14 protein-coding genes and 1 pseudogene are annotated in these 15,903 nt (G+C 72.1%); 10 read left to right on the top strand and 5 right to left on the bottom strand.

Annotation, left to right across the window (positions count from 1 at the left end; genetic code table 11):
- The first annotated feature begins 100 nt into the window (after positions 1 to 100).
- Positions 101 to 420: pseudogene (locus ACWCQK_RS08415) on the top strand (hypothetical protein).
- Here ACWCQK_RS08415 and ACWCQK_RS08420 read toward each other — a convergent pair.
- On the bottom strand, positions 417 to 1,970 hold the full coding sequence (locus ACWCQK_RS08420; RefSeq protein WP_451153241.1) for an FAD-dependent monooxygenase: 1,554 nt from the start codon (positions 1,968 to 1,970) through the stop codon (positions 417 to 419). The pseudogene ACWCQK_RS08415 and the gene ACWCQK_RS08420 sit on opposite strands and share 4 nt — an antisense overlap.
- A gap of 326 nt (positions 1,971 to 2,296) precedes the next feature.
- On the opposite strand from ACWCQK_RS08420, the gene ACWCQK_RS08425 reads away from it, so the two are divergent.
- Positions 2,297 to 2,881: a TetR/AcrR family transcriptional regulator gene (locus ACWCQK_RS08425; RefSeq protein WP_451153243.1), complete on the top strand. Its 585-nt coding sequence runs from the start codon at positions 2,297 to 2,299 to the stop codon at positions 2,879 to 2,881.
- A gap of 213 nt (positions 2,882 to 3,094) precedes the next feature.
- On the opposite strand, the gene ACWCQK_RS08430 is transcribed toward ACWCQK_RS08425, so the two are convergent.
- From ACWCQK_RS08430 to ACWCQK_RS08440, 3 genes are all read right to left on the bottom strand, one after another.
- Positions 3,095 to 3,364 carry a hypothetical protein gene (locus tag ACWCQK_RS08430; protein WP_451153245.1) on the bottom strand — a complete coding sequence of 90 codons (270 nt, stop codon included), beginning with the start codon at positions 3,362 to 3,364 and terminating at the stop codon, positions 3,095 to 3,097.
- 111 nt (positions 3,365 to 3,475) lie between these two features.
- On the bottom strand, positions 3,476 to 5,803 hold the full coding sequence (gene malQ / locus ACWCQK_RS08435) for a 4-alpha-glucanotransferase (protein ID WP_451153247.1): 2,328 nt from the start codon (positions 5,801 to 5,803) through the stop codon (positions 3,476 to 3,478).
- Positions 5,804 to 5,992 carry a hypothetical protein gene (locus ACWCQK_RS08440; protein WP_451153249.1) on the bottom strand — a complete coding sequence of 63 codons (189 nt, stop codon included), beginning with the start codon at positions 5,990 to 5,992 and terminating at the stop codon, positions 5,804 to 5,806.
- Positions 5,993 to 6,342: 350 nt separating this feature from the next.
- Between ACWCQK_RS08440 and ACWCQK_RS08445 the strand changes: the two genes are divergently transcribed.
- Genes ACWCQK_RS08445 through ACWCQK_RS08455 form a run of 3 tightly spaced genes read left to right on the top strand, consistent with a single transcriptional unit; the run spans position 6,343 to position 8,938 of the window.
- Positions 6,343 to 6,876, top strand: coding sequence for a PadR family transcriptional regulator (locus tag ACWCQK_RS08445; protein WP_451153251.1), 534 nt, complete (start codon positions 6,343 to 6,345; stop codon positions 6,874 to 6,876).
- A complete protein-coding gene (locus ACWCQK_RS08450; protein WP_451153253.1) occupies positions 6,873 to 7,571 on the top strand; it encodes an ABC transporter ATP-binding protein in 699 nt (232 codons plus the stop codon). Before ACWCQK_RS08445 ends, ACWCQK_RS08450 begins: the two co-directional genes overlap by 4 nt.
- Positions 7,568 to 8,938 (top strand): FtsX-like permease family protein, encoded by a 1,371-nt coding sequence (locus tag ACWCQK_RS08455; protein WP_451153255.1) that lies wholly within the window; start codon positions 7,568 to 7,570, stop codon positions 8,936 to 8,938. The genes ACWCQK_RS08450 and ACWCQK_RS08455 overlap by 4 nt, the downstream gene beginning before the upstream one ends.
- Positions 8,939 to 9,175: 237 nt before the next feature.
- On the opposite strand, the gene ACWCQK_RS08460 is transcribed toward ACWCQK_RS08455, so the two are convergent.
- A complete protein-coding gene (locus tag ACWCQK_RS08460) occupies positions 9,176 to 9,712 on the bottom strand; it encodes an HNH endonuclease (RefSeq protein WP_385774612.1) in 537 nt (178 codons plus the stop codon).
- A 323-nt stretch (positions 9,713 to 10,035) separates the two neighbouring features.
- On the opposite strand from ACWCQK_RS08460, the gene ACWCQK_RS08465 reads away from it, so the two are divergent.
- The 5 genes from ACWCQK_RS08465 to ACWCQK_RS08485 all read left to right on the top strand — a co-directional run bounded on the left by ACWCQK_RS08465 (position 10,036) and on the right by ACWCQK_RS08485 (position 15,903).
- Complete coding sequence (locus tag ACWCQK_RS08465; protein WP_451153257.1) at positions 10,036 to 11,136, top strand: mechanosensitive ion channel family protein; 1,101 nt, start codon at positions 10,036 to 10,038, stop codon at positions 11,134 to 11,136.
- A gap of 240 nt (positions 11,137 to 11,376) precedes the next feature.
- Complete coding sequence (locus ACWCQK_RS08470; protein WP_451153259.1) at positions 11,377 to 11,997, top strand: Uma2 family endonuclease; 621 nt, start codon at positions 11,377 to 11,379, stop codon at positions 11,995 to 11,997.
- A 262-nt stretch (positions 11,998 to 12,259) separates the two neighbouring features.
- Positions 12,260 to 13,471, top strand: a complete 1,212-nt coding sequence (locus tag ACWCQK_RS08475; RefSeq protein WP_451153261.1) for an ROK family transcriptional regulator — start codon at positions 12,260 to 12,262, stop codon at positions 13,469 to 13,471.
- Between the two features lie 151 nt (positions 13,472 to 13,622).
- Positions 13,623 to 14,954 carry an ABC transporter substrate-binding protein gene (locus ACWCQK_RS08480; RefSeq protein ID WP_451153910.1) on the top strand — a complete coding sequence of 444 codons (1,332 nt, stop codon included), beginning with the start codon at positions 13,623 to 13,625 and terminating at the stop codon, positions 14,952 to 14,954.
- Between the two features lie 7 nt (positions 14,955 to 14,961).
- Positions 14,962 to 15,903 (top strand): carbohydrate ABC transporter permease, encoded by a 942-nt coding sequence (locus ACWCQK_RS08485; RefSeq protein WP_451153263.1) that lies wholly within the window; start codon positions 14,962 to 14,964, stop codon positions 15,901 to 15,903.

Below are 15,903 nucleotides of genomic sequence, written 5' to 3' on the forward strand. Positions count from 1 at the left end.
GATCGCCCGCCTCGGCGCGGCCCGGGTGAGCGGCTCAGGCCGTCCCGGGCCGCCGGCTCGGGCCGTCCCGGGCGACCGGCTCGGGCCGGATGCTCGGCGTATGAGTGCACGCCCGGAGCGGCGCGAGGACGCCGTCGACGCGATCGTCGGCCAGTGGGCCGCCGTACGGCCCGATCTCGACACCGCCGCGATGGAGGTCTTCGGGCGCGTCTTCCTGCTCTCGCGCGCGATGGGCGACCGGATGGAGAGGGCGTACAGGTGAAGCTGACCGGGAAGGGGCTGGCACTGACCGACGAGGCGCTCGGCGCGGGCCTCGCCGTCCAGACGGAGGCCCTGTCGGCCCTCGACACCGAACAGGCCGGCCGACTGGCCGACCTGTTGCGGCAACTGCTCGCCGGGGCGCACGGCCCGGAAACCTAGCCCCGGGCGGCTTCCTCGCCGCGTACGCCGGGTTCGCTGGGGTTGCCGGGTTCGCCGGGCTCGCCGGGCTCGTCCAAGTCGCCGACGTGCGCGGCGAGCGCGTTCTCGATCGCCGCCGGGTCGGCGGAGTCGGCCGCCCAGGCGGCGTATCCGTCGGGCCGTACCAGCAGCGCCGTACGGCGGCCGCTCGCCCAACGGGCCAGGGCCAGCCGGTCCTCGCGAGCGCCCCGCTCCTCGTACGCCTCCGGCGTGATCAGCACGAACCGGCCGCCGCGCAGTGCCTCGTAGAGGCGGCCGCCGTCGGCGAGGGCGATGTCGGGGACGCGGCTGCCGGTGAGGCGGTGGGCGCCCTTGGGCGCCACGTACCGGTAGCCGATCCCGGTGACCTGGCCGAGCGCCCTGCGGCGGGCCGGACCGACCACGTCGAGGAAGGCGGTGAGCGCCGCGCGCAGGGCCAGCGTCCAGGGCCGCTTGGCCATGGCGAGGCGGACGATGCCGCCGCTGCTGCGCAGGACCGCCCTGCCGACGGGGTGCCGTTCCGCCTGGTAGGTGTCGAGCAGTTCGGGGCCCGCGTGGCCGTTGACCACCTGGGCGAGCTTCCAGCTCAGGTTGGCCGCGTCCTGGAGGCCGGTGTTCATGCCCTGACCGCCGGCCGGGGTGTGCACATGGGCGGCGTCACCGGCCAGGAAGACCCGGCCGACCCGGTAGGCGGGCGCCTGGCGCTCGTCGCTGTGGAAGCGGGACATCCAGCGGGCGTCGTGCATGCCGTAGTCGCGACCGAGGGCGAGCCGGACGATCTCCTTGACCTCGTCCAGGTCGAGGGGTTCGTGGTCGGGCACGTCACGCGCGCGGTTCCAGCCGATCACACGGTGGTAGCCGTCGCCGAAGGGCGCGATGAAGGCGAAGGCGTCGCCCACGGTGTTCACGGTGAGCAGATCCTCGGGCTCCTCGGCCAGCCGCACGTCCGCGAGGACGACGGAACGGATGACCGACCGGCCGGGGAAGGGCAGCCCGATCGCGTCCCGCACGGCGCTGCGCATCCCGTCACTGCCGACGACGTACGCCGCCCGCAGTTCCTCGATCTCGTCGCCGGTGCCACGCACCTGGACCGTCACTCCGTCCGCGTCCTGGTCCAGCCCGGTGACCTCGGTCTCGTACCGGAAATCCACCCCGGCGGCCACCGCGCGGCGCTCCAGTGCCCGCTCCACCTCGTACTGCGGGATCACCAGGAGGTGGTTGAACCGGGACGGAAGGGCGTCGAGGGTGATGGTGAGGCGGCCGAAGAGACGCAGCCGGTCGAGGGGGCGGCCGACGGCCTCGAGCCCGTCGGCGAGACCACGGGCGTCGAGCTGCTCCAGGGTGCGGGCGTGCAGGACGAAGGCGCGGGAAAGGTTGCTGATCTTGTGCGGGCGCTTCTCGACGAGCGTGACCCGCACCCCGGCGGCGGCGAGGTCCCCGGCGAGGAGGAGGCCGGTGGGACCGGAGCCGACGACGATCACGGGGCGGGAGGTGGTGCCGACGGTGCTGGCAGTGCCGACGGTGCCGTTCATTTTGGCCTCCTGGAGCACGGGGCGGGGAGTGGGGGAGCAGGGAGCACGTACGGGCTCTGGTCTACGCCTGTTGACCAACACCTGTTGGCCAACATCTGTTGGTCAACGAACGTTGGTCAACGCTTGTTGGCAACAATAGAGCGGGCGATGCGAGAGAGTCAACAGATGTTGGCAAACGAGTGTTGGCCAACCAATGTTGACCCGCTGCAGTCGATCAACCACCGCCGACCGCAGCAGGCGAACCGTCGGCGGCGCCTCCCGCCCCGCAAGCTCGACAGCCCTGCCAACCCTTGTTGGCAAACACATGTTGGCCTACGCTCGTTGACATGACCGCCAGCAAGCCTCCCGCCGCTCCTCGCCGCTCCGACGCCACCCGCACCGCCATCCTCGACGCCGCCCGCGAGCGCTTCGCCGCAGATGGCTACGAGCGAGCCACCATCCGCGCCATCGCCAAGGACGCCGGCATCGACCCCTCGATGGTGATGCGCTACTTCGGCAACAAGGAGGGCCTCTTCGCGGCGGCCGTCTCCGTCGATCTGAAGCTGCCCGACCTGGGCGGTCTCCCCCGTGACGAGGCCGGGCGGGTGCTCGTGGCCCATTTCCTGGACATGTGGGAGGAGAACGAGGTGCTCACGGCTCTGCTGCGGGTCGGCGTCACCAACCAGTCCGGCGCGGAGCGGATGCAGGGCATCTTCCGGGAGCAGGTCCTGCCGGTCGCCCGTGCGGTGTGCCCGGACCCCGAGCAGGTGCCCTCCCGGGCCGCGCTGGCCTCGACCCAGCTCCTCGGGCTCGCGCTCGCCCGATACGTGCTGCGCTTCTCGCCGGCCGTCGAGCTCACCCGCGAGGAGATCGTGGCCTGGCTGGCACCCACCGTGCAGCGGTATCTGACCGCGCCGCACCCGTCGGCCTAGGCCCGCCGCCTGTCACCGGCCCGCCTCTCACCTCACCGCGCCGCCTCTCACCGGGCCGTCCCGTCCTTGGGGACCGGCTCCGGAAACACGGCGAGGGCGCCGTTCTCACCCACGTACGGCAGTGGCCGGTACGTACGGCGAGGACGGCGCCCTCGAAAAGATCTGTTCAGGACCCCGCGTCAGACTCCGTGCGGGATCACGCGTCGGCCGTGATCAGGCCTTCGCGGCCACCTTGGCCTTCGTGCCGGCCTTCGGCCGACGGTCCGTCGACCTGTCGAGAGCCATCACCAGACCCGTGATCACCCCGAACACCACGAGCGGGGCCAGGACGTAGAGGCCCAGCGTCTCGATGACGCTCAGGCCCGGACCGGGGTCGTCGCCGTCGTCGCGGGCGAGCGCGAGCGCGGGGGACGACATGAGCAGCATCATCAGCGTCGTACCGGCAGCCAGGGCGCCGGCGCGCAGGGCGTTCTTCTTGTCCACGGTGCAAAAGTAGCGAACGCCCGACGTGACCGCGCGCCCGGGGTGCCGTACGAGGGGCGAACGAGGGGCGAGCACCGTTCCGCGCGGCCCCTCGGCACCCCTCCGCACCCCTCAACGCCCCTCACCCACCGCATCACCCGCCGCGTCAGGAACCGCATCGCCCACCGCCTGGGTTGCCGCCACACCGGGCGTCGAAGTCGCCGCCTCGGTTGCCGCACCACCAGTCGTAGAAGCCGCCGCAGCGACCGTCGCGTCGGCCGCCACCTCACCGTTCCCCTCCGCGCGCCCCGAGCCCGGCCTCGACCTCGCCTCCGACTCCGGGTCCGCGTCCGCTTCCGGGGCGCTGCTCGTCCGTCCGCTCCGGGCCTCTCGCACCGCGTCCATCAGGGCGTGCACCCGTGGTGAGGCGGCCAGTTCCTCCAGCGTCACCGGGCGGCCCTCGCTGTCGGCGATCGGCAGACGCCAGTTCGGGTACTGGTCCCAGGTGCCGGGGAGGTTCTGCGGCCGCCGGTCGCCTACGCCGTCGGGCAGCCAGACGCCGATCAGACGGGCGGGGGTGCGCAGCAGGAAGCGGTGGACGGCCTGGACCTCGGCCTCCTCCGAGGTGGTGTCGGCGCCACCGCCGGAGCCCCGCACCAGGCCGAGCCGGGCGAGCAGGGCCAGCCACTCCCTGGTGTCCGCGGCCGCCTCGGCCCGTTCCTCCGCGAGCGGGCGGGCCAACAGGCCCAGGCTGTCGCGGAGTTCGACGTGGTCTCCGGTCAGGCGGGAGGCGGTGGGCGGCAGATCGTGGGTGGTGGCGGTGGCGAGGCAGTCGGAGCGCCAGCGTTCGGGCGGCAGCGGGCGGCCGTCGCCGTCCCAGTCCCGCTCGAACCACAGCACCGAGGTGCCGAGCACCCCGCGTTCGCGCAGCGCCTCGCGCACCCCGGCCTCCACGGTGCCCAGATCCTCGCCGATCACCATCGCTCCGGCCCGGGAGGCCTCCAGGACCAGGACGGCGAGCATGGCCTCGGCGTCGTAGCGGACGTAGGTGCCCTCCGTCGGCGGGAGTCCCTGCGGGACCCACCAGAGCCGGAACAGGCCCATGACGTGGTCGATGCGCAGGGCGCCCGCGTGGCGGAACAGGGCACGCAGGAGGCGGCGGTAGGGCTCGTATCCGGACTCGGCGAGGCGGTCCGGGCGCCAGGGCGGCAGGCCCCAGTCCTGGCCGTGGGCGTTGAAGGCGTCCGGTGGGGCGCCGACCGACATGCCGGCGGCGAAGTACTCCTGCTGCGCCCAGGCGTCGGCGCCCCCGGGGTGCACCCCGACCGCCAGGTCGTGCACGAGCCCGACCGGCATGCCGGCCTCGCGCGCGGTGCGCTGGGCGGCGGTGAGCTGGGCGTCGGTGAGCCAGGCGAGGCGGCTGTGGAAGTCGACGCGGTCCATGAGTTCGGCGCGGGCGCGGGCGGTCTGCGCCGAACGGGGGTCGCGCAACCCTGCGGGCCAGCGGCTCCAGTCCGAGCCGTGCACCTCCGCGAGGGCGTACCAGGTGGCGTGGTCCTCCAGCGCCTCGCCCTGTTCGGCGAGGAAGTCGCGGTAGGCGGCGCGCCGGCCCGGCCCGAGCGGTACGTCCGCGACCAGTTCCAGCGCCTCGCGCTTGAGCTCCCACACGGCGTCCCGGTCGATCAGCGCCCCCTTCTCCAGCACCGTCTCGCGCAGCCGGGCGGCCCGCTCCAGCAGGGAGCGCACCCGCTCGCGGTCCTCCACGTAGGCGAACTCGGGTACGTCCTCGACCCGCAGATGGACCGGGTCGGAGAAGCGGCGCGAGGACGGCCGGTACGGGGACGGGTCGGCGGGCGGGCCGGGGACGGCCGCGTGCAGCGGGTTGACCTGGACGAATCCGGCGCCGAGCGCGCGTCCGGCCCAGGCGGTGAGTTCGCCGAGGTCACCGAGGTCACCCATGCCCCAGGAACGCCGCGAGAGGAGGGAGTAGAGCTGGACGAGGAGGCCGTACGAGCGTCCTCGGGGCGTGGGCAGGCGGGGCGGGGCGACGACGAGATGCACCTGTGCCGTGCGGCCGTCGGGTGCCGTCGCGGTCAACCGGTGGATGCCCGGCGGGAGTTGTTCGGCGGCGGCGCGGGTCTCGCCCTGCTCGGTCTCGATCCGCAGCCGGGTGCCCTCGGGCAGGGCCGCGAGGACCGGCGAGGTGGCGCCGCTCCAGAGGACCACGGTGGGCGGCAGCAGCCGTTCGCGCAGTCGGCCTTCCCGGGCGGCGAGCGCGGCGCGGGCGGCCTCAGGGGTGCCGGCGTCGACGCCGAGGGCGGCCAGCGCGCCGGCGACCGCGGCGGCGGAGGCCGCGACCGTGCGGTCCGGGGAGGGGCTGTAGGAGGTGGCCACGCCGTGCAGTGCGGCGAGCCTGGACAGGTCCTCGGTGAGGGGCGCGGCCGACCGGGGTGCGGTCATCTACGGCCTCGTGACGTCGGAGTCCGCGGCGGCGAGCGGCGGCTCGCTGGTCAGGGGCTCCGCGTCGGGCAGCGGGGGCTCGCTGGTCAGCGGGGCCTCGGCGAAGGTCGGCTCCGCGCTGAAGGCACGGCCGACCTCACGTTTGGAGGGGGTGGGGAGCAACGGAAGGGTGGGGGCGGGTGCGGCCACGGGGGTCTCCTTGTCGGGTGGGGGTGACGCGGAACCTGTCGGGTGGGGGGACGCGGTGACGCGGTACCTGTCGGGTGCGGATGGCGCGGAACTTGTCGGGGGCGGATGGCGCGGAACTTGTCGATTGCGGGCTATCGCAGCCCTACCCAGGGAACGCGACCGCAGACGTCCAGGACGCGGGCAAGGCGCATGTCGTCACATTCCGTTCCGGAATTCCCGACCTCCGGGCACTCCCCCGCCCGCCCGCGCGGGCGGTGCAGACTTCGCCGCCACCGCCCGCGCGGACAGTGCCGACTTTGCCGCGCACTCGCTATTCACTCAGTACATATATCGAGTGCATAATGATCGCCATGAGCATCCGCCACATCCTGCTGGGGCTGCTCGCCGGAGGGCCGAGCCATGGCTACGACCTCAAGCGACGCCACGACGAACGTTTCCCGCAGGCCCGTCCGCTGGCCTACGGGCAGGTCTACACGACCCTTCAACGCCTGGTCCGCGACGGTCTCGCGGAGGTGGAGGGAACCGCGTCGGACGGCGGCCCGGAGCGTACGACCTACCGCTCGACGGAGCGGGGTGCGCGCGAGCTGGCCGAGTGGGCCGGGGAGATCGCGCCGCCCGCGCCCTTCGTGACCAACGAGATCTTCGCCAAGGTCGTCGTCTCGATCCTGGCCGGCGGCGACCCGGCCGCCTACCTCGGGGCACAGCGGGCCGCCCACATGGAGCGGATGCGCCAGCTGACCGCGCTCAAGACCGATCCGGGCGCCGATCTGGCGACCGTGCTGTCGGCGGACTACGCCCTCAACCACCTCGACGCCGACCTCCGCTGGATGATCACGACGGCGGCCCGGCTGACCACTCTGACCGCGGAGGTCGATGCGACGTGAACACCAAGGGGGAGGCCCCCGTGCCGCTGCTCCAGGCCTGTGACCTGGTCAAAGCGCACGGCAGGAACGAGGCGCTGCGCGGCGCCTCGGTGGACCTGCGGGCCGGCGAGATCCTCGCCGTGACCGGTGCGAGCGGCAGCGGGAAGTCGACGCTGCTGCACTGCCTGGCCGGGATCGTGCGTCCGGACCGGGGCTCGGTGACGTACGGCGGACAGCGACTCGACCAGCTGCCCGAGAAGCGGCTGAGCGAGCTGCGCCGCACCGACTTCGGCGTGGTCTTCCAGTTCGGACAGCTGGTCCCGGAGCTGACGGCGGTCGACAACGTGACACTTCCGCTGCTGCTGGCCGGGACCACGCGGGCCGTGGCCCGGCAGCGGGCCGGGGAGTGGCTGGAGCGGTTCGGGGTGCGCGGACAGCAGGAGCTGCGGCCGGGCGAGCTCAGCGGCGGCCAGGCCCAGCGGGTCGCCCTGGCCCGCGCCCTGGTCACCGGGCCGAAGGTGGTCTTCGCGGACGAGCCCACGGGAGCGCTGGACTCCCTCGCCGCCGAGCAGGTCATGACGGCCCTGGCCCACACGGCCCGCGAGTCCGGCACTGCGGTGCTGCTGATCACGCACGACGCCCCGACCGCGGCGTACGCGGACCGCGAGGTGCGGCTGAGCGACGGCGCGACGCTCGCGGCGGAGGTGACCTCGTGAGGACCGACATCCGGCTGGCCTGGGAGCTCACCCGGGGGTCCGACCGGCGGGAGTGGTGGCGGGTCGGACTGACCGCGGCCGGGGCGGCCCTGGCGACGGGCATCCTGCTCGCGGCCGTGGCCCTGGCCTCCGTGCGCGGCCAGTACCACTTCGCTCTCGGGCACGGGCTGCTCGACCAGCCCGGCCAGCGCGCCGGGGTGATCACCAGCCTGCTGCTCCTGCTGGTACCGGTGCTCGGCTTCCTCGGCCAGTGCGCCCTGATCGGGGCGGTGCACCGCGACCGGCGGCTGGCCGGGCTGCGGCTGGCCGGGGCCACGCCGGGGCAGGTGCGCCGGATCGCGGCGCTGGAGACCGGGCTCGCCTGTCTGCTGGGCGCCGTGCTCGCCACCGGCGGATCCCTCTGGGTCCTGCTGCGCCTGTGGACCGAGCCAACGCCCCTGACCTGGGTCGGGTTCGCGCTGGTCACACCGGGCGTGCCGATCCTGGGCGCGGCGGCGGGGGCGCTGGCGCTGCGCCGGGTGGCGGCCTCTCCGCTGGGCCCGGTGCGCCGGGTGCGCGCCGTCTCCGGGCGGGGGCCGGGGCTGCTGTTCCTGGGCGGCCTGCTGCTGGTGGTCGTCCTGGCGGTGGCCGCGTCGAGCGCCACCGCCGCGGGCGAGCCCGCCCGGGGGGAGGCCGGGCGGGTGCCGCTGACGCTGCTGAGCCTGGTCGTGGCCGTCGGGGTGGGCGCGGTATGGCTGGCCGGGGCGGTGTCGGGGCTCACCGGCCGGCTGCTCGCACCCCGTGCCCGGTCGGCGGCGACGCTGATCGCGGCGGAGCGGCTGCGCGACGACCCGTGGGCCGCGGCCCGCACCCATGCGGCCGTGCTGCTGGTGACGGTCGTGGGCACGGGCTTCGCCGGGGTGCGGGCGACGCTGCTCGCCTACCTGGACGAGCCGAACCGCGGCCATCGGCCGGCCGGGAGCCGCGCCTTCTACACGACGGGGCTCGACCTCACCGCCGTCGGTGTCCTCGTCGGGCTCGGGATCGTGCTGTGCGCGCTGGCCGTCGGCACCGCCGAGTCGGTGGCGGCCCGCCGCCGGGGGCTCGCCACGCTGGCCGCTGCCGGAGTGCCACGGCGGGTGCTCGGCCGGGCCCTGCTGCTGGAGACCGCGCTGCCGCTCGCGCCGGCGGTCCTGCTGGCGGGCGCGGGCGGCTTGACGATCGGTGTCTGGTACGCCTCCCAGGCCGCCGTCCTCGGCAGTGCGGCCGTGCCGTACGCGGCCCTGCTGATCCCGCCGGCGGTGTACGTCTGCTGTCTGCTGGCGGCGGCCACCTCGCTGCCGCTGCTTCGCCGCTCACTGCACCCCGCGCAACTGCGCCACACGTGACCGACCGGCCCGGCAGGCACAGGCACCACACGTGACGACCGGCCCGGCAGGCACAGGCACCACACGTGACCGACCGGCCTCACGGGGACACAGGCGCCACAGGCCGCCACACGCCACCGTCCAGCCCGGCGGGCACAGGCGCCCCACGTACTCACGCGACCGTCCGGCCCCGGGGGCACAGGGGATCCCCGGGGCCGGGACACGGTCGTCCGCGGCAATGCGAAGGCCCGGATCATGTCAGGCGGAAATGCCGTCGATCCGGGCCAGGGCGTCGTCCGCGCCGAACGGTTGCAAGTAGGGCAGCCAGCGTGGGTCCCGGTGCCCGGTCCCGATGATGCGCCAGGCCAGTCCGGTGGGCGGGGCGGGTTTGTGGCGCAGGCGCCAGCCGATCTCGAAGAGGTGTCGGTCGGCCTTCACGTGGTTGCAGCGGCGGCAGGAGGCCACCACGTTGTCCCAGACGTGCTTGCCCCCGCGGCTGCGCGGGATGACGTGGTCGACGCTGGTTGCGACGCCACCGCAGTACATGCACCGGCCCCCGTCACGGGCGAAGAGCGCACGACGGGTGAGAGGAACGGGCCCCCGATAGGGAACCCGCACGAATCGCTTGAGCCGGACCACGCTGGGTGCGGGGACTGTGACGGTTGCGCTGTGCATGAAGGCGCCGGATTCCTCGAGGCAGACGGCCTTGTTCTCGAGGACGAGGATGAGCGCGCGGCGGAGCGGTACGACGCCGAGTGGCTCGTACGACGCGTTGAGGACCAGGACATGCGGCACGGAGGCCTCCTTGTGCGTCGGCGGCGCGTGGCTCGCGCCGGGACGATCTGTGGTCAGTCTCCCCTCATGCCTGGTGAACGCGCCACCATGTCCCGGTAACGGGCTGGGAGTGTTTTCGACCACATCCGATGCATCCCCAGGATCACGCCCTGTTCAAGCGCGGGTGAGTACTGTCTCTCCTTCGCGCATCGCGCCGAGCCACACGCAATGCCCCGTTAGTGTGGTGGTTCTGTCCGTCCGGTGACCCTTCCGTGACCTTGCAGCGCGTGTCGCCCTTGACCGCCGGACCAAACGGAGCAGCGCAGCACCTGGAGGTACCTGCCGTGTTCTTGTCCGCCGTCCTGTCGGCCGCCGGTTCGTCGCCCGCGCCGACCCCCTCGGGGTCGCCGAGCGTGACCGTCCCGTCCCTCGACGACGCCCAGGAGAGCGCCACGAACGCGGCGAGCTGGGTCGAGCAGAACTGGTCGACGTGGCTCGCGATAGGTCTGCGGGTCCTGCTGATCCTGGTGATCGCCGCGGTGCTCAGAGTGGTGGTGCAGCGGGCGATCACCAAGCTGATCGACCGCATGACCAGGACCGTGGAGTCGGTCGACGGCACGGCCCTGGGCGGGCTGCTGGCCAACACCGAGCGGCGCAGGCAGCGCTCGCAGGCGATCGGCTCGGTGCTGCGTTCGGTGGCGAGCTTCCTCATCCTCGGCACGGCCGCCCTGATGGTGCTGTCGACCTTCGAGATCAACCTCGCCCCGCTGCTGGCCTCCGCCGGTGTCGCGGGTGTGGCGATCGGTTTCGGCGCCCGCAACCTGGTGACGGACTTCCTCTCCGGTGTGTTCATGATCCTGGAGGACCAGTACGGGGTCGGCGACCAGATCGACGCGGGGGTGGCCTCCGGCGAGGTCATCGAGGTCGGCCTGCGGGTGACCAAGCTGCGCGGCGCCAACGGTGAGATCTGGTACGTCCGCAACGGCGAGGTCAAGCGGATCGGCAACCTCTCGCAGGGCTGGGCCACGGCCGGCGTCGACGTGACCGTGCGCGCCTCGGAGGACCTGGACCGGGTGAAGGCCACTCTCGACGAGGTCGCCGAGAAGATGAGCAAGGAAGAGCCCTGGAACGAGCTCCTGTGGAGCCCGATCGAGGTGCTGGGCCTGGACAGCGTGCTGCTGGACTCCATGGTGGTCCGCGTCTCGGCGAAGACGATGCCCGGCAAGTCCCTGGCGGTGGAGCGCGAGCTGCGCTGGCGGGTCAAGCGGGCCTTCGACGCGGCCGACATCCGCATCGTGGGCGGCGCCACCGCCCCCCTGGAGGAGGACCCGGTCGACCCGACCGCCGCGGTCGCGGCCCCGTCGGTCTTCGCCAACGCGGAGTCCCCCCAGTCGGTGGCGGCCACACCGCTCGCCCAGCCGCGAACGCCGGCACCGACGAAGTAGGCGGTACGCGCGAAGTAGCGCTACGTGTGAGGGCGGCACCCGGGGAGCTCCGGGTGCCGCCCTCACACGTAGGCACATGGACACGGAACCGCGGAACCGCAGAGAGGGGACGGAACGGTTCAGCACACTCGTTCGAGTGAACGATCGGGGCATCCCGGCGCGGGGAGCGCGCGGGGTGCCCCATCGTTCTGCCGGGGCACCTGGCGCGGGCTGGCAGCAGCGTGACGAGGAGGACCAGGAATGAGTGCCGAACCCGTCGTGGAGCCGGTCATGGAGCCGAAGCAGGACCCCGTCGATTTGTTGATCGCGATCGAAGAGGCGTCCCAAGCGCCGACTCGACCCGAATACGTCGAGGGGATGGCCGTCGTGCCGCCGCAACCGAACGACAACCACAACGATGGCGCCGGCGAGCTGTACTTCCAGTTCCGAACTGCCGGGATCCGGCTCGCCGGCTTCAACAACGGCTACCGCGCCGCTCACAAGGACGGCAACACCATGGCGTTGGTGATCCCCGATTTCTACGTCCGCCGCCGCAGGCCGTCCGAGCTGGACGAGGCCTACTCCAAGGCTCACAAGGGCTGGTACCCCATCGACCTGCTCGCCCTGGTCGGAGAAGTCACCTCCACCAACCACGAAATGGACACAGGCCCGAAACTCCGTGTCTACGCCGCCGCAGGCGTCCCCGTCCACGTCCTCATCGATCGTCACTCCGGGACGGCCCACTGCCACACCGCTCCCGTCCTGCCCGGCGACGACCCCCCCGAGGCCTACTACGGCCAGGACACCAAGGTCGACCTCGGCGAGCCCCTCCTCCTCCCGGCGCCGTACCCCACCCTGGACACGGCCCCGTTCCTGCCGTAGTCACGGCACGGGGCCGCCCCACGGTTCCTTCACGGCTCCCCAGCGTTCCCCCGCCGCTCCCCCTGTCGCTCCCCCGGCCCCGGCCCCGGCCCCCGCAGGTAACGAGTGCGTTGCCGCGGGTACAGGATCCCTTGACGCCTCCTTCCCCTCGGGCTTACGTTCCTGCCACCGAATAGGAAACCTTCCTAACAGTGATCTTCCGGGGGACGTTCCCCGTCGGACCGCCGGGAAGCGGGTCAGCCGAAGGGCAGGTGTCGATCCCATGGCAGGAACCGCCGGTACGCCGGGCACTCCGCGCGTCCTGCGCGCCATGAACGACCGTGCCGCGCTCGACCTCCTGCTGGAGCACGGCCCGCTGTCGCGCACCCGGATCGGCAAGCTCACCGGCCTGTCCAAGCCGACCGCGTCCCAGTTGCTGGCCCGGCTGGAGGCGGCCGGCCTCGTGCTCGCGACCGGCACCAGCGAGGGCCGGCCCGGACCCAGCGCCCAGCTGTACGAGGTCAACCCGGCCGCCGCGTACGCCGCCGGACTCGACGTCACCCCCGAGCGCATCCGCGCCGCCGTCGCCGACATCACCGGGCGCACCGTCGGCGCCTACGAACTGCCCACCCCCGGCCGGCGGCCGGCGAAACCCGTCGTCCAGCAGGTCACGGACGCCCTCGACGGCGCGGTGAAGGCGGCCGGCCTCGCCCGCGACGACGTCCACCGGCTCGTCATCGGCACCCCCGGCGCCTTCGACCCCAACACCGGCCGGCTGCGCTACGCCTCCCACCTGCCCGGCTGGCACGCCCCCGCCCTCCTCGACGAACTCGCCGCCGCCCTGCCCATGCCGGTCGAGTACGAGAACGACGTCAACCTCGTCGCCGTCGCCGAACAGCGCCTGGGCGCGGCCCGGGGACACGCGGACTTCGTCCTGCTGTGGAACGAGGGCGGCCTCGGCGCCGCCCTCGTCCTCGGCGGACGGCTGCACCGCGGCTGGACCGGCGGCGCCGGCGAGGTCGGCTTCCTGCCGGTGCCCGGCGCGCCCCTGGTCCGCCAGGTGACCAAGGCCAACAGCGGCGGCTACCAGGAGCTGGCCGGTTCCCAGGCCGTCCCCCGGCTGGCCCGGGAACTGGGCATCAAGGACATCCCGGCCGGCTCGTACACCGAGGTCGCCGCCGCCCTCGTCGCCCGCGCGGCCGAGGCCGACGACGGCCCCCACCGGCAGCTGCTCCAGACGTACGCGACCCGGCTCGCCACCGGTCTCGCCTCCCTCGTCTCCGTCCTCGACCCCGAACTCGTCGTCCTCAGCGGCGTCCCGCTCACCGCCGGCGGTGAGGTGCTGCGCGCCCTGGTCCAGGCCGAACTGGAGGAGCTGGCCGCCGCCCGGCCCCGGCTCGTCGTCGGCGACGTCACCGAACACCCCGTACTGCGCGGCGCGTTGGAGAGCGCGCTGGCGGCCACCCGCGACGAGGTCTTCGACACCTCCCGCTGATCCCGAAAACCCCCTCTCGTCCTTCGCTCAAGACCCCTCTCGTCCTTCGCTCAAGACCCGTCTCGTCCTTCCCTCAAGACCCGTCTCGTCCTTCGCTCAAGACCTCGCTCACCCCGCCCCGTCCCAGGGAGACACCGTCATGCCCGAAGTCATGCCCGAAGCGGTACGCAAGGCAGCTCTCGCCCTCACAGCGTCCGCGCTCCTCCTGACCACCGCCTGTACCGGCCAGAGCGACTCCGGCGCGAGCGACGACGCGTCGAAGGACACCACCATCAACTTCTGGCACGCCTGGAGCGCGCCCTCCGAGGTCAAGGCCGTGCAGTCGCTGGTCGCCGGCTTCGAGAAGGCGCACCCCAACATCCACGTCAACGTCGTCGGCAACATGACCGACGACAAGATCAACCAGTCGCTGCGGGCGGGCGGCGACAAAGCACCCGACGTGATCTCCTCCTTCACCACGAACAACGTGGGCAAGTTCTGCTCCTCGGGCGCCCTGGTCGACCTCAACCCCTTCTTCGAGAAGTCCGGCATCGACCCCGAGACGACCTTCCCGAAGGCGATGAACGAGTACACCCAGTTCGACGGCGACCGCTGCGCGGCACCGCTGCTGGGCGACGCGTACGGGCTCTACTACAACAAGACGGCGTTCACCAAGGCCGGCATCAAGAGCCCGCCGCGCACCTGGTCCGAGTTCGAGGCGGACGCGAAGAAGCTGACGATCGCCAAGGGCGACTCGTACACACAGCTCGGGTTCATGCCGAACTACCACGGCTGGGAGTCGACGACCGAGCACTACTTCGGGCAGTTCTCCCCGACGTACTTCGACAGCAGCGGCAAGTCGAACCTCGCCAAGGACCCCGCCTTCACGGCCGGTTTCACCCTGCAGAAGAAGCTCGTCGACGGACTCGGCGGCTTCCAGAAGCTGGAGAAGTTCCGCTCCACGCTGGGCGACGAGTGGGGCCCCAAGCACCCCTTCCACACCGGCCAGGTCGCGATGCAGCTGGACGGTGAGTGGCGCCTGGGCATGGCGGTCGACGCCAAGCCGGACTTCGAGATCGGCGTCGCCCCGCTGCCCGTGCCCGACGACCAGGCCGACCAGTACGGCAAGGGCTACATCACCGGCACGATCACCGGCATAGCCGCCAACAGCAAGAAGCAGAACGCGGCCTGGGAACTGGTGAAGTACATGACCACCGACACGGACGCGGTCGTGGGCTTCTCCAACGCCATCCACAACGTGCCCTCCACGCTGGAGGCGCTCAAGTCGCCGAAGCTGAAGTACGACCCGCGCTTCAAGACCTTCCTCGACATCGCGGCGAACCCGAACTCGACCACGACTCCCGCCTCGATCAACGGCGGTGTCTACCTGGTGACGATCCAGCAGTTCGGCTACGACTACGAGAGCGGCAAGGCGAAGGATCTCGCGTCGGGCCTGGCCGCGACGGCCCGGCAGATCGACACGGACATCGCGCAGGCGAAGTAGTACGGCGATGAGCACCGTCACCCTGGCGTCGAAGCACCGCCGCGCGGCACTTCGCAACCTCGCCTTCCTCTCGCCCTGGCTGATCGGCTTCGCGGTCTTCTTCGCGTACCCGCTGATCTCGACGGTCTACTTCTCGTTCATGCACTACGACGGCTTCAAGCCGCCGACGTGGAGCGGAACGAAGAACTGGACGTACGTCTTCGAGAACTACCCCCTCTTCTGGCCCGCCCTGCGCAACACCCTGTGGCTGGTCCTCGTCATGGTGAGCCTGCGCGTGGTCTTCGGACTGGGCGTCGGCCTGCTCATCACGAAGATCAAGACGGGCACGGGCGTCTTCCGCACCCTCTTCTACCTGCCGTATCTGGCCCCGCCGGTCGCGGCCACCATGTCCTTCGCCTTCCTGCTCAACCCCGGTACGGGCCCGGTCAACTCGCTCCTGGAGAAGATCGGCGTCCCGGCGCCCGGCTGGTTCAACGACCCCTCCTGGTCCAAGCCGGCGCTCACCCTGCTCGCCCTGTGGGGCATCGGCGACCTGATGGTCATCTTCATGGCGGCGCTGCTGGACGTGCCGACCGAGCAGTACGAGGCGGCCGAACTGGACGGAGCGTCGGCGTGGCAGCGCTTCCGCTTCGTCACGCTCCCGAACATCTCGCCGATCGTGATGTTCGCGGTGGTCACCGGCGTGATCCAGACCATGCAGTACTACACACAGCCACTGATCGCGGGAAAGGTCGCCTCGGGTGTCATCCAGGGCGCGGGCACCCAGTTCGAGCCCGGCTACCCGGACAAGTCGACCCTCACCCTCCCCCAGCTCGTCTACAACCTCGGCTTCCAGCGCTTCGACTACGGCTCCGCGTGCGTGGTGGCACTCGTCCTCTTCGCCCTGTCGATGGTGTTCACCGCGTTCCTGATGCGGCGCCGGGGCGGTCTCATCCAGGCAGGTGACTGA

Source organism: Streptomyces sp. NPDC002306 (genome assembly GCF_053593435.1).

What these genes read in the sequence shown, in the direction of transcription:
- ACWCQK_RS08420 (WP_451153241.1), bottom strand. Translation starts at nt 1,970, where the DNA reads ATGAACGGCACCGTCGGCACTGCCAGCACCGTCGGCACCACCTCCCGC.
- ACWCQK_RS08425 (WP_451153243.1), top strand. Translation starts at nt 2,297, where the DNA reads ATGACCGCCAGCAAGCCTCCCGCCGCTCCTCGCCGCTCCGACGCCACC.
- malQ (WP_451153247.1), bottom strand. Translation starts at nt 5,803, where the DNA reads ATGACCGCACCCCGGTCGGCCGCGCCCCTCACCGAGGACCTGTCCAGG.
- ACWCQK_RS08445 (WP_451153251.1), top strand. Translation starts at nt 6,343, where the DNA reads ATGAGCATCCGCCACATCCTGCTGGGGCTGCTCGCCGGAGGGCCGAGC.
- ACWCQK_RS08470 (WP_451153259.1), top strand. Translation starts at nt 11,377, where the DNA reads ATGAGTGCCGAACCCGTCGTGGAGCCGGTCATGGAGCCGAAGCAGGAC.
- ACWCQK_RS08475 (WP_451153261.1), top strand. Translation starts at nt 12,260, where the DNA reads ATGGCAGGAACCGCCGGTACGCCGGGCACTCCGCGCGTCCTGCGCGCC.
- ACWCQK_RS08480 (WP_451153910.1), top strand. Translation starts at nt 13,623, where the DNA reads ATGCCCGAAGCGGTACGCAAGGCAGCTCTCGCCCTCACAGCGTCCGCG.
- ACWCQK_RS08485 (WP_451153263.1), top strand. Translation starts at nt 14,962, where the DNA reads ATGAGCACCGTCACCCTGGCGTCGAAGCACCGCCGCGCGGCACTTCGC.